The 24,355-nt window shown below is 65.1% G+C and carries 27 protein-coding genes; 8 read left to right on the forward strand and 19 right to left on the reverse strand.

What is annotated here, in order from left to right; all coding sequences use genetic code 11:
- Nucleotides 1–47 precede the first annotated feature (47 nt).
- The 9 genes from AVCA_RS04005 to AVCA_RS04045 form a co-directional block, all read right to left on the reverse strand.
- Nucleotides 48–854, reverse strand: a complete 807-nt coding sequence (locus AVCA_RS04005) for a SphA family protein (RefSeq protein WP_012699544.1) — start codon at nt 852–854, stop codon at nt 48–50.
- A 328-nt stretch (nt 855–1,182) separates the two neighbouring features.
- Entirely contained in the window at nt 1,183–1,374 is a 192-nt protein-coding gene (locus AVCA_RS04010) for a 2-hydroxymuconate tautomerase (RefSeq protein WP_012699545.1), read from the reverse strand.
- A 105-nt stretch (nt 1,375–1,479) separates the two neighbouring features.
- Nucleotides 1,480–2,406, reverse strand: a complete 927-nt coding sequence (locus tag AVCA_RS04015) for a catechol 2,3-dioxygenase (protein WP_012699546.1) — start codon at nt 2,404–2,406, stop codon at nt 1,480–1,482.
- Between the two features lie 289 nt (nt 2,407–2,695).
- Nucleotides 2,696–3,757 (reverse strand): NADH:ubiquinone reductase (Na(+)-transporting) subunit F, encoded by a 1,062-nt coding sequence (locus AVCA_RS04020; protein WP_012699547.1) that lies wholly within the window; start codon nt 3,755–3,757, stop codon nt 2,696–2,698.
- Nucleotides 3,758–3,767: 10 nt separating this feature from the next.
- Entirely contained in the window at nt 3,768–4,127 is a 360-nt protein-coding gene (locus tag AVCA_RS04025; RefSeq protein WP_012699548.1) for a phenol hydroxylase subunit P4, read from the reverse strand.
- A 62-nt stretch (nt 4,128–4,189) separates the two neighbouring features.
- Complete coding sequence (locus tag AVCA_RS04030; protein WP_012699549.1) at nt 4,190–5,725, reverse strand: aromatic/alkene/methane monooxygenase hydroxylase/oxygenase subunit alpha; 1,536 nt, start codon at nt 5,723–5,725, stop codon at nt 4,190–4,192.
- A gap of 38 nt (nt 5,726–5,763) precedes the next feature.
- Nucleotides 5,764–6,033, reverse strand: a complete 270-nt coding sequence (locus tag AVCA_RS04035) for an MmoB/DmpM family protein (RefSeq protein WP_012699550.1) — start codon at nt 6,031–6,033, stop codon at nt 5,764–5,766.
- Nucleotides 6,030–7,028 carry an aromatic/alkene monooxygenase hydroxylase subunit beta gene (locus AVCA_RS04040; protein ID WP_012699551.1) on the reverse strand — a complete coding sequence of 333 codons (999 nt, stop codon included), beginning with the start codon at nt 7,026–7,028 and terminating at the stop codon, nt 6,030–6,032. The genes AVCA_RS04035 and AVCA_RS04040 overlap by 4 nt, the downstream gene beginning before the upstream one ends.
- Before the next feature lie 57 nt (nt 7,029–7,085).
- The gene (locus AVCA_RS04045) at nt 7,086–7,343 is read right to left on the reverse strand and encodes a phenol hydroxylase subunit (RefSeq protein WP_012699552.1); all 258 of its coding nucleotides are present in this window, start codon (nt 7,341–7,343) and stop codon (nt 7,086–7,088) included.
- Between the two features lie 382 nt (nt 7,344–7,725).
- On the opposite strand from AVCA_RS04045, the gene AVCA_RS04050 reads away from it, so the two are divergent.
- From AVCA_RS04050 to AVCA_RS04060, 4 genes are all read left to right on the forward strand, one after another.
- A complete protein-coding gene (locus AVCA_RS04050) occupies nt 7,726–9,420 on the forward strand; it encodes a sigma-54-dependent Fis family transcriptional regulator (RefSeq protein ID WP_012699553.1) in 1,695 nt (564 codons plus the stop codon).
- 364 nt (nt 9,421–9,784) lie between these two features.
- Complete coding sequence (locus AVCA_RS26330) at nt 9,785–9,937, forward strand: hypothetical protein (RefSeq protein ID WP_012699555.1); 153 nt, start codon at nt 9,785–9,787, stop codon at nt 9,935–9,937.
- Between the two features lie 11 nt (nt 9,938–9,948).
- Complete coding sequence (locus AVCA_RS04055; protein WP_012699556.1) at nt 9,949–10,161, forward strand: addiction module protein; 213 nt, start codon at nt 9,949–9,951, stop codon at nt 10,159–10,161.
- Complete coding sequence (locus AVCA_RS04060; RefSeq protein WP_012699557.1) at nt 10,158–10,454, forward strand: type II toxin-antitoxin system RelE/ParE family toxin; 297 nt, start codon at nt 10,158–10,160, stop codon at nt 10,452–10,454. The genes AVCA_RS04055 and AVCA_RS04060 overlap by 4 nt, the downstream gene beginning before the upstream one ends.
- 116 nt (nt 10,455–10,570) lie before the next feature.
- Here AVCA_RS04060 and arfA (AVCA_RS04065) read toward each other — a convergent pair whose 3' ends face one another.
- Nucleotides 10,571–10,729 carry an alternative ribosome rescue factor ArfA gene (gene arfA / locus AVCA_RS04065; RefSeq protein ID WP_012699558.1) on the reverse strand — a complete coding sequence of 53 codons (159 nt, stop codon included), beginning with the start codon at nt 10,727–10,729 and terminating at the stop codon, nt 10,571–10,573.
- A gap of 498 nt (nt 10,730–11,227) precedes the next feature.
- On the opposite strand from arfA (AVCA_RS04065), the gene AVCA_RS04070 reads away from it, so the two are divergent.
- On the forward strand, nt 11,228–11,854 hold the full coding sequence (locus AVCA_RS04070; RefSeq protein WP_012699559.1) for a thermonuclease family protein: 627 nt from the start codon (nt 11,228–11,230) through the stop codon (nt 11,852–11,854).
- Nucleotides 11,855–12,032: 178 nt separating this feature from the next.
- On the opposite strand, the gene arfA (AVCA_RS04075) is transcribed toward AVCA_RS04070, so the two are convergent.
- Nucleotides 12,033–12,194, reverse strand: a complete 162-nt coding sequence (gene arfA, locus AVCA_RS04075) for an alternative ribosome rescue factor ArfA (protein WP_012699560.1) — start codon at nt 12,192–12,194, stop codon at nt 12,033–12,035.
- A 209-nt stretch (nt 12,195–12,403) separates the two neighbouring features.
- Between arfA (AVCA_RS04075) and AVCA_RS04080 the strand changes: the two genes are divergently transcribed.
- Nucleotides 12,404–12,988, forward strand: a complete 585-nt coding sequence (locus AVCA_RS04080) for a YfbU family protein (protein WP_231876357.1) — start codon at nt 12,404–12,406, stop codon at nt 12,986–12,988.
- Between the two features lie 28 nt (nt 12,989–13,016).
- Here the strand turns inward: AVCA_RS04080 and holA are convergent, their stop codons facing one another.
- Genes holA through leuS form a run of 3 tightly spaced genes read right to left on the reverse strand, consistent with a single transcriptional unit; the run spans nt 13,017 to nt 17,384 of the window.
- Complete coding sequence (gene holA, locus AVCA_RS04085) at nt 13,017–14,057, reverse strand: DNA polymerase III subunit delta (RefSeq protein ID WP_012699562.1); 1,041 nt, start codon at nt 14,055–14,057, stop codon at nt 13,017–13,019.
- A 37-nt stretch (nt 14,058–14,094) separates the two neighbouring features.
- Nucleotides 14,095–14,721: an LPS-assembly lipoprotein LptE gene (locus AVCA_RS04090; protein WP_012699563.1), complete on the reverse strand. Its 627-nt coding sequence runs from the start codon at nt 14,719–14,721 to the stop codon at nt 14,095–14,097.
- A 50-nt stretch (nt 14,722–14,771) separates the two neighbouring features.
- Nucleotides 14,772–17,384 carry a leucine--tRNA ligase gene (leuS, locus tag AVCA_RS04095; RefSeq protein ID WP_012699564.1) on the reverse strand — a complete coding sequence of 871 codons (2,613 nt, stop codon included), beginning with the start codon at nt 17,382–17,384 and terminating at the stop codon, nt 14,772–14,774.
- A 197-nt stretch (nt 17,385–17,581) separates the two neighbouring features.
- Here leuS and AVCA_RS04100 point away from each other — a divergent pair, with 197 nt between their 5' ends.
- Both AVCA_RS04100 and AVCA_RS04105 read left to right on the forward strand, forming a co-directional pair.
- Complete coding sequence (locus tag AVCA_RS04100) at nt 17,582–18,010, forward strand: zinc ribbon-containing protein (RefSeq protein WP_012699565.1); 429 nt, start codon at nt 17,582–17,584, stop codon at nt 18,008–18,010.
- A gap of 26 nt (nt 18,011–18,036) precedes the next feature.
- Complete coding sequence (locus AVCA_RS04105) at nt 18,037–18,798, forward strand: YdcF family protein (RefSeq protein ID WP_012699566.1); 762 nt, start codon at nt 18,037–18,039, stop codon at nt 18,796–18,798.
- On the opposite strand, the gene lnt is transcribed toward AVCA_RS04105, so the two are convergent.
- The 5 genes from lnt to miaB all read right to left on the reverse strand — a co-directional run bounded on the left by lnt (nt 18,789) and on the right by miaB (nt 24,250).
- Nucleotides 18,789–20,339, reverse strand: coding sequence for an apolipoprotein N-acyltransferase (gene lnt / locus AVCA_RS04110; RefSeq protein WP_012699567.1), 1,551 nt, complete (start codon nt 20,337–20,339; stop codon nt 18,789–18,791). The genes AVCA_RS04105 and lnt overlap by 10 nt on opposite strands.
- A 112-nt stretch (nt 20,340–20,451) precedes the next feature.
- Nucleotides 20,452–21,294, reverse strand: coding sequence for an HlyC/CorC family transporter (locus tag AVCA_RS04115; RefSeq protein WP_012699568.1), 843 nt, complete (start codon nt 21,292–21,294; stop codon nt 20,452–20,454).
- Nucleotides 21,291–21,779, reverse strand: a complete 489-nt coding sequence (gene ybeY / locus AVCA_RS04120; RefSeq protein ID WP_012699569.1) for an rRNA maturation RNase YbeY — start codon at nt 21,777–21,779, stop codon at nt 21,291–21,293. The genes AVCA_RS04115 and ybeY overlap by 4 nt, the downstream gene beginning before the upstream one ends.
- Nucleotides 21,772–22,782, reverse strand: coding sequence for a PhoH family protein (locus tag AVCA_RS04125; RefSeq protein WP_012699570.1), 1,011 nt, complete (start codon nt 22,780–22,782; stop codon nt 21,772–21,774). The genes ybeY and AVCA_RS04125 overlap by 8 nt, the downstream gene beginning before the upstream one ends.
- A 139-nt stretch (nt 22,783–22,921) precedes the next feature.
- Complete coding sequence (miaB, locus tag AVCA_RS04130; protein WP_012699572.1) at nt 22,922–24,250, reverse strand: tRNA (N6-isopentenyl adenosine(37)-C2)-methylthiotransferase MiaB; 1,329 nt, start codon at nt 24,248–24,250, stop codon at nt 22,922–22,924.
- Between the last annotated feature and the right edge of the window lie 105 nt (nt 24,251–24,355).

A 24,355-nucleotide genomic window follows, 5' to 3' on the forward strand; every position in this document is an offset into this window, starting at 1 on the left:
CGTCCGGCAGCGCTATTCGATGCCGGACAGTGGGCAGGCACGGGTGGTCACAACAGCATCAGGGGTACGGTGAACTTCAGCCAGAGCGCATCGCCCTCGGGCCGATTCCTGACCTCGTATTCCTTCTGCCATTTCAGACTCATGAACCAGCCATCCTTGCTCGAATACTTGAGCGCCGGTCCGATCGCCATCGCTCGCCCCTTGTTATCGTCTACCCGGTCACCATGTTGCCGATCGTCGGTGGTCTGCCAGTAGGCATATCCCCCGACGCCGAGAACCCATTGTTCATTCACCGCCCAGCCGGCGTCGAAGTCGAAGTGGAACTCCTGACCGGACTTGTAATCCGTATCGTCGTTCTCGAAGTTGAAGTCGTACATGAATTTTATATCGGCATTGAATCCCTGTGGATCGACCCAGGTGAATGCCGCCACCGGCTCGATGGCCCAATAGTTGCGGCCGATATTCGCCAGCTTGTCTTCGTCGTACCGGCCCGTCGGCGCTATTACGTCTATGGCGAAAATGCTGTGAAACCTTTCGCTGTAGTCGTAGCCGAGAAGCGCGCCGAAGGTGATATCGCCGATCCCCTTGTCGGAGTCGCTGCGACCGTCCAGTTCCACGCGCAGATCCACCAGGGGAACCAGGGTATGAATCCCGACTCGCCCGCCCAGCAACTTCTTGTCGGTTATCCAGACGAAACGGCTGGCGAAGACATCGGCGCGCAGCCGGAAATCGTTCGGTAGTCTTTCGCCATCGTTTCCGCGCAAACGATGCGCTTCGTAATGCTGGGCATAGTTCAAACTGTAAAAACCGGGCTCGGGTGGAAAAGCCCCCATCATGTGGGCCTCCACCCCCATGGGGTAAGTCGACCCACCGCCCTCGGTGGCCTGAACGGCCGGGGCGAACAACAAACAGAATGCGGTGCCGACCCGGAGCCGGACAGGCCAGGCGGAAGAACGATATATATGAATCACGACATTTACCTTTATTGTTTTTCTTATTGCCAGGCCGGACTCGTCTTTGGACGCCGGCTGGAAGTTTCAGCGGAAAATCCGGGAATTCATGGGCTGGAATACCCGGAACATGAATTGATGAAGAACGGGTTGCACGCCCGCGGATCGAGTCCGCGGTCGAATCCTGGGGCGGCCCGTTTCGCCCGCGATGCCCGTAACGGGCCGCACGCTTTCAGCGGCCGCGCTGCTTGGCCGTCTGTCCGGCGATGCCGAAGTCGGTATTGGGTACTTCGCTGATTATCACGCGAATACTCTCGACCGGTGCGTCGAGCGCATCCACCGCGGCGCGGGTCAGTCCTTCGATCAGGCGCGCCTTCTGTTCCTCGCTGCGGCCTTCGATCAGGTGAATCTGCATGATGGGCATGGTGCTTTCCTCATCTGTCATACCAGGCGCGTCGCTGCGCCTTTCGGGAGATGGAACGGAGCCTGTTCGACGAGACTCCGCCCGTTACGGTCGATTCGTCCGGCGTCAGGTCACGACGGTGAGGAAACGCTCGTTCAATTGGCGGGTGTGATAGAAGATCGCCGTCCCGATTTCATCCCAGGTCCAGGTATAAGGCTGCATGTCCGGATAGAAGTTGTAACCGCCGCAGAATGTTTCGAAGCGATTTCCGGACGGATCGAAGGCATAAATCGTCGTTCCGCGCGTGATGCCATGGCGCAATGGCCCGATATCGATCGATACCCGGTGCTTGGTCATGATGTCCGCCGCACGCAATACATGTTCCCAGGTATCGAGCAGGAAGGCTGCATGGTGAACGGTATTGTCCCGGTCGTCTCGGACGAAGGCGATATCGTGAGCCTTGGTCGAGCAGGAAAGCCAGACCGCCATATCGGTCTTGCCGTCCTCGCCGAGGATTCGCTCGACCAGGCTGAACCCCAGCACATCGACGAAAAGATCCCGACTGCCATCCAGATCGCGGCCATGGATTTGCCAGTGATCGAGCCGCAGGGGCGAAATTCCCTTGCGCCCTTCGATGATCACATCCGGATTGACGTAACCCAAACTGTCGCCGATTTCTTTTTTCTCGGCGTACAGCTCGATCAAGTGGCCGGTCGGTATCTCGAAGCGCACACGCTCGCCGGTTTCCAGCAGGTCTCCCGCGGGAATACGCTCGGTGGCCACTCCATAATCCCGAAGATCCGCTTCGAGTCTGTCGAGGGTCGCCTTGTCCAGAACTTTGAATCCATAGAAATCCATTCCGGAGCGATCCGACTCGCGAATGATCAAACTGTGATGGTCGCGTTCGTCATGGCATTTGAAATAGACTCGCCCGCCGGCGTCCCGGCCTGTTTCCACGAGGCCGAGTACATCGGTGTAGAACTTGATCGACTCTTCGAGATTAAGTACACGCAGTTGGGTATGTCCGGGTCGTAGCACGCCAGTCATCGCCATTGCCAAACTCCTTTGTTTTTGTTGGTTGTATCAGTCCTGGCTTTGCCTTATCCGTTGCAAAGCGGGCTGTTGATTGTCTGTTGGATCGGTTGTCTGTCGGGCTCCTCTTCAATGGCTGACGGTCGCGCTCCGATCGATGCGGTTGACAGTCATATTCAAAGCGGTACGAATTCACGTCAAATACTGAATAAGTTATGAATCATGCTCGAAAGGTATACTTTGACGCGATTTGAAAAAGATCGGCTCTTTGTATTCGCCCGAGGATAAAACGCTGGTTGGCCGGCAGACCTCAGATACGTTTGAACAATGCCGATCGCTGCCCCTCCGATGCGCCGTCGGCGGCACTGTAGAAACGCTCCATATGGATATCGCGCTCGAACAGGCGGCCTTGCATCAGGGTAGTGATGGCGGCATCGATCATCGGCGGCGGGCCGCACAGATAGGCCTTGTTGCCCTGGAAGCGGTTCTCGAAATGCGCTTTCGCGGCATCGTGGACGAAGCCGCGAAAGCCCGTCCATTCCGGGTCGTCGCCAGCCTGGTTGAGCGCCGGCACATAGGTGAAGTTGGCGTGCTCGGCCGCCAGCCGCTCGAACAACGCGCGGTTGTACAGCTCGGCGCGGTTGCGCGCGCCCTGGAACAGCGCCATGGGCCGCGTGTCGCCGCGCTCCAGCAGGTCGAGGATCATCGACTGCGGGCTGGACAGCCCCGAGCCGCCGGCGATGAAGATCAGCCCGCCGGGGTGCGACTCGCGGACGAAGAACTGCCCATAGGGCCCGGAGATTTCCGCCGTATCGCCCACCTCCAGTTGCCGGTGGATATGGGTGGTGGCCAGGCCGCCTTCCACCAGGCGTACGTGCAGTTCGACCGCGTCGGCCCGGCTCGGCGGGTTGGCGATGGAGAAGGCCCGGCTGCCCTCGATGCCGGGCAGTTGCAGGTTGACGTACTGGCCGGCCTGGAAAGCCATCGGCCGGTCGAGTTCGAAATGCACGCCCTTGATGGTCGGCGACAGGTCGAGGATGGAGCTGACCGTCGCCCGGTAGTCTTGCACCGGATGGCCAGCGAAGTCCGGATCGACGTCGATGTCGGCCTCGATGATCAGGTCGCTTCGCGGGATGGCGCAGCAGGCCAGGACCTTGCCCTCGTCGCGCTCCATGTCCATCAGCGCGAAGGACGAGGCGGCGCCGATGTCCACCTCGCCTTCCAGTACCTGGATCTTGCAGGTGGCGCAGGTGCCGTGGCCGCAGGCGAAGGGCAGCCAGATGCCCTGGCGCAGCGCGGCCTGGAGGATGGTCTGGCCTTCGCGCACCTCGATCTGCTCGCCGGTGGGTTCGATGGTGACTTGGTAGCTCATGGCCGCCTCCTCAGTTGTGGCTGCCGTGGATGCCGTCCAGTCCGGGCGTGCTCAGGAACAGCAGGCTTTTGTGGCCGATGCCGTTGGCGCTCAGGCTGGCGGCGAGGTCCGGGGCGAAGGGCTGGTCGTCGAGCTGCCATTCGGCCTTGGCGAAGTCCACGAAAGCGGCGTCCGGGTGGGGCGCGATGGCGGGCTTGACCACGCTTTCCAGGAATTCGCCGAAGGTCATTTCCGGCGGCAGGGCGAAGGTCATGGGCGCGCAGAACAGCAGGTGCCGGCTCCAGCCGAGGTACAGCAGTTGCCGGCCGTTGAAGTTTTCCAGGCGATCGCGGGATTGGGCCGGATAGGCGCCGATTGCATTCACAGGCATGTCGTTGTCCTTTTTCTTGTTCGAGGGGAATGGACGGGCGGCGCATGGCCGCCCGCGAATATTCAGATGACCTTGGGCAGGTCGCCGTCGGGTTTCGGTTCGTCGTTCTTCCACTGCTGCCAGCGCCGGTGCTCGGGGGAGCCCAGGTATTCGAAGCTCTCCTCGCTGGAGGTGATGTGGTAATAGTCGCGGACGACCTCCTCGACGTTGCTGCCGCCGCAGTTGCCCTTGAGGATTTCATGTACTGGCAGACGGGCCTGCAGGTACTTCTCCGGCTCGTGCCGGAAGATGTCGTGGCAGCCGTCGGAGCAGAAATGGAAGCGCTCGCCCTGATGGATCAGGCTGCGGTGGCTGAGCCTGGTGTCGTCGTCCGGCTCGGTGAACGACAGGGACAACTGGCAGACCTGACAGAGCATCGGCAGGTTCTGGTTGTAGAAGCGTTCGCCCTTCACCTGCTGGTCGCGCCAGTACTGGTAGCGCGGCCGGTAGATGCGGTCGAAGCTGTCCGGGTACTTGGCCGACATCCAGTCCAGCTCCGTATCGCTGGGAATCCAGGTGTGGAAGTTGGTGGCCTGGCTGTGTTGATAGAAGATCGACCACGCTTGATGGCTGATGTGTTGCTTGCCGACGGTGGTCTGCTCGACGTACTTGGGCGGGCGGATGCCGTAGCGCTCCAGGTCCTTGAACAGCGCGCCGCCGGCCTGCTCGAAGTACATCTCCCAGGCTTCCGCCCAAGACATCACCTTGTTCGGCAGCATGTAGTCCATCATGGTGCCGACCACGGTCAGCAGGCGGTAGCCGCGCCAGAACCACTTGTCGATCCAGCGTTGGATGATCGGCACGTTGTCCTCGTGCTGTTCCAGCAGGAACTTGACCACTTCCAGGCCCAGGGTCATGTGCCGCGCCTCGTCGGACTGGCTGGAGAAGCCGAAGGTCACGGTGGCCATGTCGCCGTTGTGCGCCGCGCCGGACATGAAGGGCACGAACAGCAGGTTGGTCAGCACGTACTCGAAGGAGAAGGAAATCGCCGTGAGGAACTCGAACGGCCCGGCGCTGCGCGCGTCGTCGAAGAACGACTTGGGCACCGAGAGGAACCACACCCGGTCGTGCATGTGGGCGAAGTCGTGCAGGCCGTTGAAGTGCTTGTTGTAATGGCTCATGGCATGGATCTGCGTCTGCACGTGGCGCAGTTCGTCGATCGCCTGGATCTGGCAGGCCAGCCGCGCACCGACCCCGCCGAAATGCCGGCCGACCCGGGCGAAGCCCTGGTACGCCTGGTATTCCACCGGGGTGACCGCGCAGAGGAAGATCTTCAAGGCGTTGACGTAGCGGGCGTCGGAAATCTTGGTCTGGCTGTCGTTCTGGGCGAAGGCGTCGAAGATGGCGTAGAGCTTCTTCTCCTTCTCCGCCTGGTATTTCCAGTAGGCGTCCATGGTCAGGCGGAAGGGGTCTTCCCACTTGTCCCAATCGGTGATCCTGATACCCTCGAAACGCTCGAAGGGGTAGATGCCCTCCTTGGTCTGGTAGCTCGGCTCCCAATCCAGGTCGCGGGTCATGCAGCGGTATTTTTCTTTCTGGTTCAGCTTCTTGGTAGACATGGGGATCGCTCCGGATTCTTGTAATGTCTGGTCGGGAGTCAGTTCCAGCGCAGGCTGAGGCGGTCTTCCTCTTCCTCGAAGCTGCCGCCGAGGGTGATGACGTCGAGCAGCATTTCCTGCACGTCCCAGACGCGGCCGATGCGTTCCTCCACCGTCTCCCGGTGAAGGTCCAGGCGATCCTTGGCCTGCACGCGGATCATCGCCGGCTGGTGCTGGATTTCCGCATGGGGGTTGTCGGCGACGATGGCGTCGATGTAGAGGCGCGCGTTGTCGGTGTTCTGGAAGGCGATGAAGACGAGCGAGGTCATGCGGCGGCTCCTGCGGTCAGGCCGATTTTTTTCAGGCGGGCGGCGAATTCGCCGGCGACGGCTTCCAGGGCATCCCGGCCCGGTCCCAGTTCGGCCAAGGGCGCCAGGGCCGCCAGCGCGCGCGTCTGCCAGTGGTCGATCCAGCCTTGCAGCAGCTCGCGGTTTTCCGCGCTTTCGGCGGCCACGGTCTTGACCATGCCATCGATCCAGCGCTGGCCCTCGCTGAACCACTGGCGCATGAATTCGGTGAGCAGGCTGATCTGCCCGCCACCCTGGCGCACCAGTTGCTCGTCGAAACGGACGAACAGCAGCGGGTAGAGCAGGCCGTCGCTGACCAGGTTCTGCGCCAGACTCAGTTCGAACCAGTCACGGACCACCAGGGTGTCCTCCACGTAGCGGCGCAGGCCCTGCCAAGCCGGCTCTTCCAGCCACAGGCGCTTGCCTTCGGCGAGCAGCGTGGTGTCGCCGCCGTCGAGCAGCAGGCCGAGGCGGGTCAGGTACTGGGCGATGCCCTGGCGGTCGACGCACTGGAACATGTGCATCTGGGTCAGGCTGGTGGCCGTGCCGTCGGCGACGATGCTGCTGTTGTTCATGTTGGCGCCCAGCTCGGCGTGGCGCAGTGGCAACAGCAACAGGACGACCTGCCGGCGCAGCGCCGGGTCGAGGTTTTCCAGCAGTCGGCGGCGCTCGCAGAAGTCGAAGCTGTGCTCGACGTTCTCCTGCTGCCTGGCGCGGGCCTGCACGTAGCTGTTGTAGTAGTACTGGCGCGGGTCGCTGACCTTGTACCAGTCGGCCATGCGCACGGCGGTGCGGGTCGGGTCGTTGAGTTCCTTGTCCGGCTGGTACAGCGGCCGGTAGTGGAAATTGGTCCGCGCCTCGATGTCGAAGCTCGCTTCCTGATAGCGGCTGGCTGGCTTGTCGCCGAAGCGGCGACGGATGTGGCTGTAGGTGTGACGCAAGGGCTCGATGGCCACCGTCTTGATTTCGATACTCATGAAGTCCGATACCGTATTTGTTGTTGTGTTATCGATCCAAGCCTTGTGTCGTCAGGCTCAAGACCCTTCATCGTCGCCATGGGAAGTCCCGTAGCGCCATTTCCGCATGTCTCTGTCGATGGCTTCGGCCATTGCCGTATCCATGAATTGCACGCTGTTGTTCCGGCAGAAGCTTTCAAAGGCACTGCGCGGCAAGACCAGTTCGATGAACAGTTCCGGATGACCGATGGCGAAATCGAATTCGACGAAAGGATCATCGGATCGGCCGCGTACTCGAACATAACGCGGTAACTGTTCGAAGCTTGAATGGCTCATGTTTGAGAGCTCCTTGCTGGTCCGCTATTGCTTGAGCAAGGGCTATGCCGGTACGGCTGGTTGTCATTTGATTTATATATAATTCATTGAATTTTATATATTTTATTTTTTGGTAAGTCCGTGGGGAGAGATCGGCGATCCGAAAAGCGGGCCGTTGCTTCAATCATTTGATCATTTATCCGAGGCTCTTCGAGCAAATGATGAAAGCTCGGATAAAGCCTCGAAGAAAGAAGGACCGGTGACGATTGACTTCTTGTCGACATAGCCATTAAACAGGCGTGGTTACACTTCATCCGAAGGTAAGCGCGAAGGCTTTTGGCTCGACCGTGGCGATTCACTGGCTTGTTCGCCATCTTCATACAGAAAAATAAAAAGGTATGTCATGAAGCCAATCGATACGGCGCCGGCGTTGATACCGGCATTCAAGGATCTCACTGGGCAGATTCGCTTCGTCGAAAAAGAAGGCAAGATCTGGCTCGGCCAGCAGCGCATGCTGCTGTTGCAACTCTCGGCGCTGAGCGCCGTTCGTCGCGAAATGATCGAGAGTATCGGCGTGGAGCGCGCCAAGGGCTTTTTCCTGCGCCTGGGCTACAAGTCCGGTCTCCGGGATGCCGAGCTGGCGCGCAAGCTGCGCCCCGATGCCAGCGCGCTGGAGATGTTCTACGCCGGTCCGCAGTTACATTCGCTCAAGGGCATGGCCAAGGTCAGGCCGCTGGAAATCCGCATCGACCAGGAGAGCGGGGCGTTCTATGCCGACCTGGAATGGGAGAACTCCTTCGAAGTGGAAAGCTGCCGGGCCGAGGGGCTGCACAGCGACCAGCCGGTGTGCTGGACCCTGCTCGGCTACGCGATCAGCTTCACCTCGTTCTTCCTTGGCCGGCAAATCCTGTTCAAGGAGGTCAGTTGTCGGGGGCGCGGCGATGCGCAGTGCCGCATCGTCGGCAAGCCGGTGGGCGAATGGGAGGATGCCGAGGATTTCCTCCGGTATTTCCGGAACGATCCCATCATCGATGAGTTGCAGCTCCTGCAGGAGCAGGTGGCGAACATGCGCCAGCGTCTGCAGGAGCAAGCCGGCCTGTTCTACGGCGTCGGCCGCTCCGGCGTCTATCGCAAGACCTGCAGCCTGATCGACAAGGTTGCCCTGGGAAACGCTTCCGTGCTGCTGCTGGGCGAGACCGGCGTGGGCAAGGAGGTCATCGCCCGCAGCCTGCACCTGCGCAGCGAGCGCGCCGGTGGTCCCTTCGTCGCGCTGAACTGCGCGGCGATCCCGCCGGATCTGATCGAAGCCGAGCTGTTCGGCGTGGAGAAGGGCGCCTACACCGGCGCCCAGCAGTCGCGCATGGGCCGCTTCGAGCGCGCCAACGGCGGCACCCTGTTCCTCGACGAGGTCGTCGAGCTGACCCCGCGCGCCCAGGCCAGCCTGTTGCGCGTGCTCCAGGAACGGGAGCTGGAGCGGGTCGGCGACTCGCAGACGCGGCAGGTCGATGTGCGGGTCGTCGCCGCCACCCATGAGGATCTGCTCAAGGCGGTCGGGGAAGGGCGTTTCCGCGCCGACCTGTATTATCGGTTGAACGTCTACCCGGTCCACATTCCCGCGCTGCGCGAGCGTCGGGAGGATATTCCGCTGCTGATCGAGCATTTCCTCGAGAAAATGCATGCCAGCTACCGGAAGAAGACCCTGGGGCTTTCCGACCAGGCCCTGGAGACCTGCCTGGGCTACGACTGGCCGGGCAATATCCGCGAACTGGAGAACCTGATCGAGCGCGGTGTGATCATCACCGAGCCCAATCGGAGCATCGAGGTCGAAGCGCTTTTCCCCCATTTCCAGGTGGAACCGCAGGGGATCGGCCTGGCCAGCGACGGCTGCCTGGCGGAACGTTCCGCCGGGGTTGAGGACGATTGCATCGAGCGGCTGCTCGACCAGGGAATAGGGCTGGATTCGATCGAGGATGCGCTGATCCATGGCGCCCTCCGACGCAGCGGCCAGAACGTCTCGGAAGCCGCCCGGCTGCTGGGCATGACCCGCCCGGCGCTGGCTTATCGTTTGAAGCGCAGGGGAGATGCGAGGGATCGCTGAGGGGGAGTGGACAGACGCTCCTCGGACCATGCGCCGAACAGGGTTTTCTGGTCGTGCTGCCCGATGGCAGCATTCGGGGCTGGCGGGAGTGTGTCGTATCAGTCCATCGGGACCATGTGTACTCGTCACTGCGGTGCGGCATGTATCGGGAACGCTCGACTCCGCCGTGAAGGAATATCCGGACGGTCGCCGCGAATCGGTGCGTTTCTCCCGTCAGGGCAATGAAGTGATCCGCATCCTGTGAACAGTCCGCAGCCGCAACTATCCGGAATTTCCGGATAGTTCGTCGGGACGGCTCTCGTCAGGAACAGATGGTGCTGCTGTTCGGGCGCGAGCGATCCGCCGTTACAAGCACATCGACAACGTGTTCAAGGAAGGCGATCCGGAAGAGAAAAGCAATGTGCAAAAATTTGCACATATTGCCGCCGACGGTAAAACCTGCCAGATGCAGTTCCACAGCTTTGGCGCCGATGTTCAGGCGTTCTCCGCTCCTGTTATCCTGCAGCCCACTGCTTAGGGGAGGCTCTCATGATTGCCCTTGAATCTCTTACGCGCGCCGAAAAGCTCCGCATGATGGAAGCCTTGTGGCGCGACCTTTCCGCTTCGGCGGAGGGTATCGTTTCGCCCGTCTGGCATGGCGAGGCGCTCAAACAGGCCGAAGCGGCGGCGGCATCCGGTAACGCCCGTCTGGTGGACTGGGTCGAGGCGAAAGACATGCTGCGCCAGCGCGCCCGGACGTGAACATCCGCATTCTTACCCTGGCCGTCGAAGACCTCGACGCCGGGCGTGCCTTCTACGCGCAGCAGCAACCCGATCTGGGCGAGTATTTCCTTGATGCGCTGTTTGCCGATATCGATTCCCTGCTGCTGTATGCGGGCGTTCATCAACAGGTGTTCGGCTACTACCGTGCCTTGGCGGAGCGTTTCCCCTTTGCCATTTACTACCGTGTCGAAGGTGAGGAAATCCAGGTCTGGCGCGTACTGGATTGCCGGCAAGACCCTGGTCGCACAGTGCAGGCACTGACCAACAGCTAGAAGCGGACGAGCGGAGAAAGAGGGGCTGTCGGAAGCGGATGTGAAGCCGGGGTTGCCCGAACGACTGCTCGGGCCGGGCGGCTCGGTGGATTCGAGGGGGAGATGCGTGGGGATTTTCAGGCGGCCAGAAAGACGAAAGCCTCCCGGTCGTCGGACCGGAAGGCTTCGCGGCGGTAGCTGCCCTTGCCTGTCTTCGCGCGTTCCTGGCGGTAGCGGAACAAGGGGGCGACCAGGGATCTGGCCTTGTTGGGCCGGAAGCGACATTTCTTGCCCATCGGATTGCCTCCTGCGGTGCCTGACCCCTGCTGGTGTGTGGAGCATGCGCCGTGAGGGGACGGAGGCGTGCGGTCTCCAGTCCGGTTGTCTGGGGGCCAGGAGTTCGCCTGCCCCGGTCACGGCGGCGTTTTGAAGGGCGGCAGGCGTGGCGAATGGCTGCTTTTTCCGGCACACGCAAAAACGGCGAGGGGGTTGCCCTCGCCGTTCCTGCTTCCTTACGTCCGTGTGCTCGTCGTCCTGACGAAATAGCCGCATCCTGCGACTGTCCCTCCGGCCGCCATCCCTGGTCGGCCTGCGTCGATCCTTCGACGTCTTGGTGGAGTTCAATGTACGCCGCCGGCCGTTTCGAACCAATGGCGAGACTGCCCGACCTGCTGTAGGCGATGGCTTACAGCAGGGGACTCCCCTGTCATACTGCGCGGCCTTTTTCATCGCCGATCGGAGCCATGAGCTTCGAAGGGGGCCGGATATGGTTTCAGCGTGAGTGATGTTCATTGATGGTAGACAGGAAGAAACTGCTGGAAGCGAAGGTGGTTCATGTCTCCGACGGGGATACCTTGAAGGTGAACTGTGGCAATGGCCTGACCGTGGTGGTGCGACTGTGCAGCATCGATACCCCGGAGCAGGCTCAGCCCTATGGTGCGGAGGCGAGAGCGGCGCTGGCGGCGATGGTGCTCAACAAGAGCGTCAGGATCGAGCAGACGGCCCGGGATCGCTATGGCCGCATTGTCGGAAGGGTCTTTCGCGGGCGCACGTTCGTCAATGAGGAAATGGTCAGGCACGGCCATGCCTGGGTTTACCATGACTATTCCAGGGAGCCGGAGTTTGCCCGGCTGGAAGAGCGGGCACGCAGGGCCAGGCAGGGGCTGTGGGCCTTGCCGAAGGCGAAGCGGGTGCCGCCATGGGAGTGGCGCAAGCTCGGGAAGGGGAAGGCCCGGCCAGTTGAAAAGGGCTGGAAGGTATGGCCATGGCTGCTGGCGATGCTGGTGGCGGGTGTGCTGGCCGGTGGTGCCTACCTGTGGATGACGGGGCGTCTGGATATTTCCCGGTGGATCCCGGACGCCATCTTTCGGTTCTTGAGTGCCGGACAGGCCCATCTCTCGGCATTGCTGTCACTTCGTTGACGTACGGCCGACCGAAAGCACGGCACGCGGGGACGCTGAGCGCTCATGGCGAGACGCCTGGGCATCGAGGCGCACGGCGGGAAGATCTGCGAAACGTACGGCTCGCGGCACGTGCCGGAGGGATTTCCGCCGTGGCGGCGAAGGTATGGGGGGAGGCGGGGAGAGGGGCGCGGGCCTTTCAGGCGGCCAGAAAGACGAAAGCCTCCCGGTCGTCGGACCGGAAGGCTTCGCGGCGGTAGCTGCCCTTGCCTTTCTTCGCGGGTTCCTGGCGGCAGCGGAACAAGGGTTGTGCGACCAGGGACTTGGCCTTGTTGGGCCGGGAAACGGATTTCTTCGCCATGGGCGTCCTCCTGTGGGCCTGCCCCGTGCAGGCGTGCGCATCATGCGCGGCTGGTCAAAAAATGTCCAGTGGCGTTGAGTGTGGCTGCGTTCGTCCGCTCCAATATCGCTTTCCGTGAACGGATATCCGGACGGCCCGACTGGAATTTGCCCGATGGACGGACTATATGCAGGTATCTCCGGCAAAACAAAAACAAGGATGAGGTAGAAATGGAGTTTTCCAACCAACAGAAGCTGATCGTCACCCTGCTCACCGATATCCACGCCCGTCTCGGCATCGACAACGGCATCGACCCGCTCTTCGTGCAGCGGATGGTCCGGGACGATCACGGCTGGGCGCTCGGCTGGGCCTATCCCGGCCTGTTCGGGGACGGCGTCGAAGTCCCCGAGGCCGTCACCTTCGTCGCCGAAGTGCTGGGCATGTGGGAAGCCATCGAGGAGGCCTATGCCGGCTTCGACCGGGTGCGCCGGGAGCAGTTGGCCAGGCTGGCCCCGGCTTTCGGGCGCGATCCGCGGTTTCGCGGCTTCGATGGCAACCACGAGGCCGATCTGCGCGGGATCGTCCAGATCCTGGTGGACGACCTGGGGCGCTGGCCGATCTTCAAGGGGCGCGATACCGACTCGCACCGGATCCTGGCCGACAGCTACCGGCGGATGCTGGAGGTGTACGAACGCCTCTCGGGTGCCGGTTGCGCGTCCGGGCTGTCGGTAGAGGCGCTGGCGGAAATACTGAACGCGGAAATCATCCCGAAGAGCGGCATGGAACTGGACGCCGACGTGCTGCTCCGGGCATGACCCTTCCTGCCCGCCGACGCGTCGCCTCTCAGCGCTCCGGCGGCAGGCCCAGGCGCTGGCCGGCGATGGCCAGGGCCAGCCGGGCCAGGCCGTTCCACGGCTCGCCTTCGGCCTGGCCCTTGATCTGCGCGTCGATCAGTTGGGCGTCCAGCAGCAACTGGCTCCAGCGTGTCGCCGAGTAGCGCTGCAGGGCCTTGGCCAGCAGCGGACGGCGTTTTTCCCAGATCGGCGGGCGCGCCTGCGCGAAGGCCTTTTCCAGCGGCACGCCCTGGGCGTATTGCTGCGCCAGGCCGGCCAACTGGCGCAGTTCGCGGGCCAGCGCCCAGAGGATCACCGGCGTTTCCACGCCTTCGCCGCGCAGTCCTTCGAGCATGCGCAGGGCATGGGCGGCCTGGCCGGCGAGGGCGGCGTCGAGCAGGCCGAAGACGTCGAAGCGGGCGCTGTCGGCCACCGCGGCCTGCACGGTATCGGCACTGATCTGATTGTTCTCGGCGAGCAACTTGAGCTTTTCGATTTCCTGGGCGGCGGCCAGCAGGTTGCCTTCGACGCGGGCGGCGATCAGTTCCAGCGCCTCCTGGCTGGCGGCCAGCCCGGCCTGGGCCAGGCGCTGGCGGATCCACTGCGGCAGTTGCTGGGCGTCGACCGGCCAGACCTGCACGAACTGCACCTGCGGGGCGTCGAGCAGCGCCTTGGCCCACTTGCTCTTCTGGGTGGCGGCGTCGAGCTTGGGCAGGTCGATCAGCAGCAGGTTGTCCTCGGCGGGGCGGGCCAGGTATTCGAGGATCGCCGCGGCGCCCTTGTCGCCGGGCTTGCCGTTGGCGATGCGCAGTTCCAGCAGGCGTTTCTCGGCGAACAGCGACAGGCTGGCGCCGGCCTCGTGGAGCTGATTCCAGTCGAAGCCTGCGTCGGCGTTGAACACCTGGCGCTCGCTGAAGCCCTGGGCACGGGCGGCGGTGCGGATGGCGTCGCAGGCTTCCTGGCAGAGCAGCGGCTCGTCGCCGCTGACCACGTAGACCGGTGCCAGGCTGTCCTTGAGCTGTCTGGGTAGTTGCGCGGAAGAGAGTTTCATGGCGGCAGGGGCGGGGCCGCAGCCCCGCCCGGAAGCGTCAGGGCATGAGGGTGGGCGGCAGTTCGAGCGGCGACTGCTGCGGCTCGTCTTGCTGCTCTTCCCGGGCGCGGCGCTCCGCCTCCGCGGCCTGTGCCTCGGCCTCGGCGCGCTCCTTGGCCCGTTGCTCCATCAGGGCGATACGGTCCGGGGTGAGCTGCTGCAGGCGCAGCATCAGTTGCTGGACCATCTCGCGGCGCATTTCCTCGCGCAGTTGCTGGGCTTCCTGGGTCGAGGCGGTGATGTTGTTCTGGTCGTGGACGTAGACCTTGCGCACCTGCAGCTCGTTGTTGCCGAGCAACTGCTTGTGGGCATCGAGCAGTTCGTATTCGAGGGTGGTGGTCAGCTCGTATTCGACGCTGCGCGCCGAGCTGGTGTAGCTGGCGGTACGCTGCTTCTCGGTTTCGCGGGCCAGCACCAGTTCGTAGGGCGCGCCGGGATAGACCTTGACGCCGCTGGCTTCGAGCTGGCTGCGCAGCATCCGCTGGGTCTCGCCGTAGGCGTTGCGGGCGCTCAGGTTGAGTTCGCTGAAGGAGATGCGTCCGGTCTCGCCGGTACCGCGCAACTGGAAGCCGCAGGCGCCGAGCAGGCCGGTCAGGGCGATGAGCGCGAGGCTCCGTTTGATCATCTGGTTTCCCCTTTGAATGACCGGCGGCGTCTTGCCGCCGGGACGGCGCATCAGTTGGCGACGATGTTGACCAGCTTGCCCGGTACCACGATGACCTTGCGGATGGCCAGGCCTTCGGTGAAGCGCAGCACGTTCTCGTTGGCGCGGGCGGCGGCCTCGATCTCCTCGCGGGAGGCGGCGGCCGGCACCTGGATTTCCCCGCGCAGCTTGCCGTTGACCTGCACCACCAGGGTCAGGGTGTCCTGCACCAGGGCGGTCTCGTCCACCGTCGGCCAGGCGGCGTCGATGATCAGGCCGTCCTTGCCCAGCGCCTCCCAGAGTGCGTGGCAGATGTGCGGGGTGATCGGCGCCAGCAGCAGGGCCACGGTTTCCAGGCCCTCCTGGAGCAGGGCGCGGTCCTGTTCGTCGGCGGCCGGCGCCTTCTCCAGCACGTTCATCAGGGTCATCACCTGGGCGATGGCGGTGTTGAACTTGTGGTGCTGGCCGACGTCCTGGCTGGCCTGCCTGATGGCCAGGTGGATGGCGCGGCGGATTTCCTTCTGCGCGTCGGAGAGCCGTGCCTTGTCCAGCGTGCCCGGCAGGCCGGCGCCGACGTGGGCGTGGGCCAGGCGCCAGACGCGGCGCAGGAAGCGGCTGGCGCCCTCGACGCCGGCGTCGGACCATTCCAGGGAAAGCTCCGGCGGGGCAGCGAACATCATGAACAGGCGGCAGGTGTCGGCGCCGTAGGCGTCGATCATCGCTTGCGGGTCGACGCCGTTGTTCTTCGACTTGGACATCTTCTCGGTGCCGCCGATTTCCACCGGCAGGCCGTCGGACTTGAGCCTGGCGCCGATCACCTTGGCCCTGGCGTCGCGTTCGACCTCCACGTCGGCCGGGTTGAACCAGTCCTTGCCGCCATTCTCCAGGGTGCGGTAGTAGGTCTCGGCGACCACCATGCCCTGGGTCAGCAGGTTCTCGAACGGCTCGTCGGAGGACAGCAGGCCCTCGTCGCGCATCAGCTTGTGGAAGAAGCGCGCGTAGAGCAGGTGCAGGATGGCGTGCTCGATGCCGCCGATGTACTGGTCCACCGGCAGCCAGTGGTCGGCCGCCTGCGGGTCGACCATGCCGCCGGCGTATTGCGGCGAGGCGTAGCGGGCGTAGTACCAGGACGATTCGACGAAGGTGTCCATGGTGTCGGTTTCGCGCTTGGCCGGCTTACCGCATTTCGGGCAGGCGCATTCGTAGAATTCCGGCATCTTCGCCAGCGGGCTGCCGGTGCCGTCCGGCACCACGTCTTCGGGCAGCACCACCGGCAACTGCTCTTCCGGCACCGGCACGTCGCCGCAGGCTTCGCAGTGGATGATCGGGATCGGGCAGCCCCAGTAGCGCTGGCGGCTGATGCCCCAGTCGCGCAGGCGGAACTGGGTCTTGCGCGCGCCGTGGCCGGTCGCCTCCAGGTCGGCGACTATGGCGTCGAAGGCCTCGGTGAAGGACTTGCCATCGTACTTGCCGGAGTCGACGGTGGTCAGGCCTTCCTTGTCGGCGTACCAGGCCTGCCATTCGCTGGCGCTGAAGTCCCTGCCTTCGGCGGCATAGACCTGCCGGATCGGCAGGCCGTACTTGTTGGCGAACTCGAAGTCGCGCTCGTCGTGGGCCGGCACGGCCATCACCGCGCCCTCGCCGTAGCCCCAGAGCACGTAGTTGGCGACGAACACCGGAAGCCGGTCGCCGGTCAGCGGGTGGACGACGAACTGGCCGGTGGCCAGGCCCTTCTTCTCCATGGTGGCCATGTCGGCCTCGGCCACCGAGCCGGCCTTGCACTCGGCGATGAAGGCCGCCAGCGCGGGGTCGTTCGCGGCGGCGCGCTGGGCCAGCGGGTGCTCGGCGGCGACGGCGACGTAGGTGGCGCCCATCAGGGTGTCCGGACGGGTCGAGTAGACTCTGAGCTGGCCGGCTTCGCCGACGGAGGCCTGATCGTAGTCGAAGACGATGTCGGCGCCGTAGCTCTTACCGATCCAGTTGCGCTGCATGGTCTTGACCTGCTCGGGCCAGCCGGGAAGCGAATCCAGGCTCTGCAGCAGCTCTTCCGCATAGGCGGTGATGCGGAAGTAGTACATGGGGATCTCGCGCTTCTCGACCAGCGCGCCCGAGCGCCAGCCGCGGCCGTCGATGACCTGCTCGTTGGCCAGCACGGTCTGGTCCACCGGGTCCCAGTTGACGGTGCCGTTCTTGCGGTAGATGACGCCCTTCTCGAACAGCCGGGTGAACAGCCACTGCTCCCAGCGGTAGTAGTCCGGCTTGCAGGTGGTGACCTCGCGCGACCAGTCGATGCCCAGGCCCAGGCTCTTCAACTGGGACTTCATGTAGGCGATGTTCTCGTAGGTCCACTTGGCCGGCGCCACCCGGTTCTTCATCGCGGCGTTCTCCGCCGGCATGCCGAAGGCGTCCCAGCCCATCGGCTGCAGCACGTTGCGGCCCTGCATGCGCTGGTAGCGGGCGATCACGTCGCCGATGGTGTAGTTGCGCACGTGCCCCATGTGCAGCTTGCCGCTGGGGTAGGGGAACATCGACAGGCAGTAGAAGGTGTCCTTGCCGGGCTGCTCGCGCACTTCAAAGGATTTCTGGGCGTCCCAGATGGACTGCGCGGCGGCTTCGATCTCGCGGGGCTGATACTGTTCGTGCATGGTCTGCTGGCGCTGGAAAAGGGGGCGTGGAAAACCCCGTAGCATACATGAGCGGGCTTGGCCATGGGAAACGCCCGGCCGGCGCGCAACGGTCACCGCTGGCGCTCTGCCGCCGTTTGTCGCAGCGCCCGACCGCGGCGTGGGCGGGCGCTAAGCTCAGGGGAAGGATGCCGTTTCTCCCGACGTCGAGGTGTGGGATGGACGAACTGGGCGCGCGTGGCGGGCTGTACCGGCGACTGATAGAGCGGATCGCCTGTGCCCTGAGCGGAGCCGAGGCCACACGCTGGCGCGGCGGGGCGGAGCCGGCGGTGCTGGAGCTGCACGATCTGTCGCCCGCCGAACGGGCGCTGATCCGCGCCTGGCTGCGTCAGGACGTGCAGTGGCTGCGCGGCTGGCAGGCGGCGGCCGAGGAGCTGGCGCTGATCGAGCGCCAGGAGCGCGCCGTCCGCGGCCTCGTGCCGAGGGGGCGCCCGGTCGCCCCGGCGCGGATTCGTCCGCTGCGCCATGCCCATCTGTGCTGCGCCCTGTGCGGCCGGGTCATGCGCTGGCGCCGCACCGGCAAGGTCTCGGCCTGCCCGGTCTGCGCCTCGCGGCTGTTCCGGGTCGGCCGGCGGCGTCCGTGCTAGGCTGCGCGCCTCGCCCGGAGGTGCCGATGCCGCTTCGCTATCTGCTCAAGCAACTTTTGCTGCCGCCGTCCGGCCCGCTGCTCCTGTTGGCGCTCGGCTGGTGGCTGCGCCAGCGTGCGCCGCGGCTGGCCGCCGCCTGTTTCACGCTCGGCGCGGGCGGGCTGTGGTTGCTAAGCCTGCCGGTGACGGTGGAGTGGCTGGCGCGGGCGATCGAGCGCGAGCCGGCTTTGGCCGAGGCGCAGTGGCCGCGCCTGGCGCAGCGGGCCGAGGCCATCGTGGTGCTGGGCGGCGGGCGCGAACGCGGCGATCCGGCCTGGGGCGGCGACCAGCCGAGCCCGCTGGCGCTCGAACGGTTGCGCTACGCCGCCCGCCTGGCGAGGGCCTCGGGTCTGCCGCTGCTGGCCAGCGGCGGTTTGCACTTCGGCGCGCCGCCCAGCGAGGCGGCGCTGCTCGGCGAGGTGCTGGAGAAGGACCATGGCCTGCAACTGCGCTGGCGCGAGGAGCGCAGCCGCACCACCTGGGAGAACGCCCGCTACAGCGCCGAGCTGCTGCAAGCGGAGGGCATCCGCCGGGTGGTGCTGGTGACCCAGGCCTGGCACATGCCGCGGGCGCGCTGGTGTTTCGAGCGGGCCGGTTTCAGCGTGCTGCCGGCCCCGGCGGGCTTTCTCGGCGTGCCCAATGGGCGTCCGCTGGGCGGCTGGCTGCCGGAGGGGCGGGCGCTGTGGCAGAGCGGCCTGCTGCTCAACGAGGCGCTGGGGCGGCTGGCCTATCCGCTGCTCTACCGCTGAGCCTCGACGGCCGGACCGGGCGCGGCGCGCTCGGCCCGCCGGCGCAGCAGCGCCCAGCCGAGCAGCAGGACGGCGAGGCCCGCCAGCGGCCAGGCGCGCCAGCGCAGGTAGGGGGTGAGGCCCTGCATCGGCGTCACCTCGCCGTAGAGCACGGCGCGCTGGAACTGCGGCAGGCGTTCGGTGATCCGCCCGAAGGGGTCGATCAGCGCGGTGACGCCGTTGTTGGTGGTGCGGATCATCCAGCGGCCGGCCTCCAGAGCGCGCATCTGCGCCATCTGCAGGTGTTGCAGGGGGCCGATGGAGGAGCCGAACCAGGCATCGTTGCTGATGGTCAGCAACAGATCGCTGCGCGCGGCCAAGCCGGCGGCGAATTCCGGATAGACCACCTCGTAGCAGATGTAGGGCGCGATCCGCCAGCCGCGGGCTTCGAGCAGCGGCTGGTCGGCCGGACCGCGGGCGAAGTCGGACATCGGCAGGTCGAAGAAGGCGATCAGTCCGCGCAGCACTTCCTGCAGCGGCACGTATTCGCCGAAGGGCACCAGCTTCTGCTTCAGGTAGGTGCCAGAGCCTTCGCCGGCGACGACTATGCCGTTGTAGTAGCGCGGCTCGCCCTGGGCGTTGTGCCGGCGGATCGGCACCCCGGTGAGCAGCGCCATGTGGCGCGGTCGGGCGTAGCGGTCGAGGCCGGCGAGGTAGTTTTCGGCGTACTCCTTGAGGATCGGCACGGCGGTTTCCGGCCAGACCACCAGGTCGACCGGCGCGGCGCGCTGCAGAGTGAGATCGCGGTAGAGCAGCAGTTGGGCGCTGAGCTGTTCCGGGTCCCACTTGAGGTTCTGCTCCACGTTGCCCTGCACCGCGGCGACCTTCAGCGGCGCGCCGGCCGGCGCGGTCCAGGCGTGGCCGCGCAGCGCCAGTCCGGTCGCCCAGGGCGCGAGCAGCAGGACGAGGGCGCCGAGCAGCGCGGGCGGCCGGCGCAGCAGGCGCGGCAGATTGACCAGCAGCGCGGCGGACAGCGCCAGGGCGAAGGACAGCAGCCAGACCCCGCCCAGCGGCGCCAGGCCGGCGAGCGGCCCTTCGAGCTGGCTGTAGCCGGCGTAGAGCCAGGGAAAGCCGGTGAGGAACCAGCCGCGAAAGCCTTCCAGGGCCAGCCAGAGGGCGGCGAAGGCCAGGGCGTCGGCCAGCGGCGCGTCGCTCCGGCGCAGCCAGCGGCTCCACAGCCAGGCGGGCAGGGCGAAAAAGAACGCCAGGGCGAGCATCAGCGCCAGGGTGAGCAGGCCGGCCAGCGGCAGCGAGGCGGCACCGTAGTCGTGGATGCTGATGTAGATCCAACTGGTGCCGACCGCGTAGAGGCCGAAGCCGTAGCACCAGCCGCGCCACAGCGCCGCCCGCGGCGGCGCCTCGCGCAGGCCGAGGTAGAGCAGGGCGAGCGACAGCAGTGCCAGCGGCCAGAGGTCGAAAGGGGCCTGGGCCAGGGGCATCAGGGCGCCGGCGGCCAGCGCCAGCAGGTTGCCCGGCCAGCCGGGACGGGTGATCCAGCGCATCGGAAGTCCTTCCAGAAAAATGGCGGCGCAAGCTTAATGGAGCGGCCCGCGGCATGCCATGGCGGCCCGGTGAAAGGCCAGGGCACTGCGGCGCAGTACCCTGGTGGGGCTCTCAGTGGCGCTGCGGGCTCAGGCGCAGCAGGTGGATGCGCCGGCTGTCGGCGTTCAGCACGCGGAAGCGGAAGTCGCCGACCTCGACGGTTTCGTTGCGTTTGGGCAGATGGCCGAAGGCATGGGCCACCAGGCCGCCGAGGGTGTCGAACTCGTTGACCGGCAACTGGCTGTCGAAGTGCTTGTTGAAGTCCTCGATCGGCATCAGCGCCTTGATCACGAAATCGCCGCTGGGCAGTTCCTTGATGTAGCTGTCCTCCTCGACGTCGTGCTCGTCCTCGATGTCGCCGACGATCTGCTCGAGCACGTCCTCGATGGTCACCAGGCCGGCGACGCCGCCATATTCGTCGATGACGATGGCCATGTGGTTGTGGGTGCTGCGGAACTCCCGCAGCAGCACGTTCAGACGCTTGGATTCGGGGACGAAGGTCGCCGGGCGCAGCAGCCCCCTGAGTTCGCAGGCGCAGGCCTCGTCGGCGCCGCGCAGCAGGAGCGGCAGCAGGTCCTTGGCCAGCAGGATGCCGACGATGTCGTCGAGGCTTTCGCCGATCACCGGGTAGCGCGAGTGGGCTTCCTCGATGATGGTCGGTAGGAACTCCCGGGGCGTCTGGTCGGCCCTGACGGTGACCATCTGCGAACGCGGGACCATGATGTCGCGCACCTGCAGGTCGGCGACCTGGATGGCGCCCTCCACGATGGTCAGCGCTTCACTGTCGAGCAGTTCGTTCTGGTGCGCCTCGTGGAGGATTTCCAGCAGTTCCTGACGGTTGCGGGGTTCGTGGGCAAAGGCCTGGGTCAGTTTGCTCAGCCAGGATTGCCCGTTGCTTGATCGATCGTCGCTCATCTTCCTTCGCTCATGGTGCCCGGTTCGGGCAGGTCGTCGCCATCGTAGGGGTCGGGATAGCCCAGTTCAGCTAGCAAGTCCCGTTCCAAGGATTCCATTTCCTCGGCTTCCGCATCCTCGATGTGGTCGTAGCCGAGCAGGTGCAGGCAGCCATGGATCACCAGATGGGCCCAGTGGGCATCCGCTGCCTTGTCCTGCTCGGCGGCCTCGCGCTCGACCACCGGCACGCAGATCACCAGGTCGCCGAGCAGCGGGATGTCCAGCAATCCCTCCGGCACTTCGGCGGGAAAGGACAGCACGTTGGTGGGGTAGTCCTTGTGCCGCCAGGTACGGTTCAGTTCGCGGCCTTCCTCTTCGTCGACCAGGCGGATGGTCAGTTCGGAGTCGGCGCTGCGCTGGCGCAGGGCCAGTTCGCACCAGCGGCGGAAATCGTCCTCGGCGGGCAGCGGCCGTACGCTGGCCACCTGCAGGTCCAGCTCAAGCATCGCGGCGTCCTTCCTGGCGCTCGCCCTGCGGGCGAGGCGGGTTGAGTTCCTCGAAGCGCTCGTAGGCCTCGACGATGCGCTGCACCAGCGGGTGGCGAACCACGTCCTTGGGCTGGAAGCGGGTGAAGCTGATCCCCGGGATGTCCTTGAGCACCTCCATCACGTGGGCCAGGCCCGACCTGGTGCCGCGCGGCAGGTCGACCTGGGTGATGTCGCCGGTGATCACCGCGGTGGAGCCGAAGCCGATGCGGGTGAGGAACATCTTCATCTGTTCCAGGGTGGTGTTCTGGCTTTCGTCGAGGATGATGAAGCTGTTGTTCAGGGTGCGTCCGCGCATGTAGGCCAGCGGGGCGATCTCGATCACCTGCCTTTCGATCAGCTTGGCCACCTGTTCGAAGCCGAGCATCTCGTAGAGGGCGTCGTACAGCGGGCGCAGGTAGGGGTCGATCTTCTGCGCCAGGTCGCCGGGCAGAAAGCCGAGCTTCTCGCCGGCCTCCACCGCCGGGCGCACCAGCAGGATGCGCCGCACCTGCTCGCGCTCCAGGGCGTCCACCGCGCAGGCCACGGCGAGGTAGGTCTTGCCGGTGCCGGCCGGGCCTATGCCGAAGTTGATGTCGTTGTCGAGGATCGCCTTGACGTAGCGCTGCTGGTTGGCGCCGCGCGGGCGGATCAGCCCCTTGCGGGTGCGCAGGGCGACCCCGGCTTCGGCATGGGGGTCGGCCAGCGCCTCCAGGCCCGATTCCTGGAGGAACAGGTGGACCAGGTCCGGGGTCAGGTCGACGCCGTGGGTCTCGCGGTAGAGGCGGCGCAGCAGGTTCTCGCCGGCCTGGGTGTGTTTCGGCTCGCCGAGCAGTTCGAACTGGTTGCCGCGGTTGCGGATTTCGATGGCCAGACGCTGTTCGATCAGGCGCAGGTGTTCGTCGAACTGTCCGCAGAGATTGGCGAAGCGGCGGGCTTCGAAGGGAGCGATGGTGAAGCGATGGGGTTCTATGGGTGCGTTCAAGGGTTTCAGAGGACAGCCGTCCTACGACAGGATGATGGGGAAAAGAATAGCGCCGTCGGCGGCGGGGTGGAAGCCGACGGCGCTCGGCGGGTGCCGATCCGACGGGTGCCAGCCGCCGGGGCGGAGGTGCGCATGGGCGTCAGTCGAGCAGGCTGCCGCGCAGGGAGTGGGGCAGGGCGTCGTCGATGCGCACCCGGACGAACTGGCCGATCAGCCGCGGGTCGTTCGAGGTGAAGTTGACGATGCGGTTGTTCTCGGTGCGCCCCTGGAGCATGCCGGGGTCTTTCTTCGAGTAGTCGCTGACCAGGATGCGCTGGATGCTGCCGACCATCCGCCGGCTGATCTCGAAGCCCTGCTGGTAGATGCGGTTCTGTAGGATTTGCAGGCGCTGCTTCTTCAGCTCTTCCGGGGTGTCGTCGGGCAGTTCCGCCGCCGGGGTGCCGGGGCGCGGGCTGAACACGAAGGAGAAGGAGAAGTCGAAGCCGACCTCCTCGATCAGTTTCATGGTCTGCGCGAAGTCCTGCTCGGTCTCGCCGGGGAAGCCGACGATGAAGTCCGAACTGATGCTGATGTCCGGCACCGCCGCCTTCAGCTTGCGGATCCGCGACTTGTACTCCAGCGCGGTGTGGTTGCGCTTCATCGCCGCGAGGATCCGGTCGGAGCCGGACTGCACCGGCAGGTGGACGAACTTCACCAGTTCCGGGATCTCGGCATGCGCCGCGATGATGGCGTCGGAGAATTCCAGCGGGTGGCTGGTGGTGTAGCGCAGGCGGTCGATGCCGTCGACGGCGGCGACCAGATGGAGCAGCTCGGCGAAGTCGACCGGGCGTCCGTCGGCGGTCGTGGCCCGGTAGCCGTTGACGTTCTGGCCGAGCAGGGTGACCTCGCGCACGCCGTTCTCGGCCAAGTGGATGACCTCGGCGAGCACGTCTTCCGGCGGCCGGCTGACCTCCTCGCCGCGGGTGTAGGGCACCACGCAGTAGCTGCAGTACTTGCTGCAGCCCTCCATCACCGAGACGAAGGCGCTGGGGCCGTCGACCCGCGGCTCGGGCAGGCGGTCGAACTTCTCGATCTCCGGGAAGGAAACGTCCACCTGCGGCTGCCGGGTGCTGCGCGCGGCGTCGATCATCTCCGGCAGGCGGTGCAGGGTCTGCGGACCGAACACCACGTCGACGTAGGGCGCGCGTTCGCGGATCGCCGCGCCCTCCTGGCTGGCCACGCAACCGCCGACGCCGATCACCAGCGCCGGGTTGCGCTTCTTCAACTCGCGCCAGCGACCCAACTGGGAAAACACCTTTTCCTGGGCCTTCTCGCGGATCGAGCAGGTATTGAGGAGGATGACGTCGGCTTCCGCCGGGTTCTCGGTGAGTTCCAGAGCCTGGTGCTCACCCAGCAGGTCGGCCATGCGCGAGCTGTCGTACTCGTTCATCTGGCAGCCGTGGGTTTCGATGAAAAGCTTCTTGGCCATGGGAATCGGGTCTGGGGGATTCGAGGGACCGCGCATTATAGGGAGGCGCGCGGGGCGCGGCCAGAGACGCCGGGCGGGAGCATGGAATGCCCGTCCGATATCGGA

The organism is Azotobacter vinelandii CA, assembly GCF_000380335.1.
GTDB classification, from domain to species: Bacteria; Pseudomonadota; Gammaproteobacteria; order Pseudomonadales; family Pseudomonadaceae; genus Azotobacter; species Azotobacter vinelandii.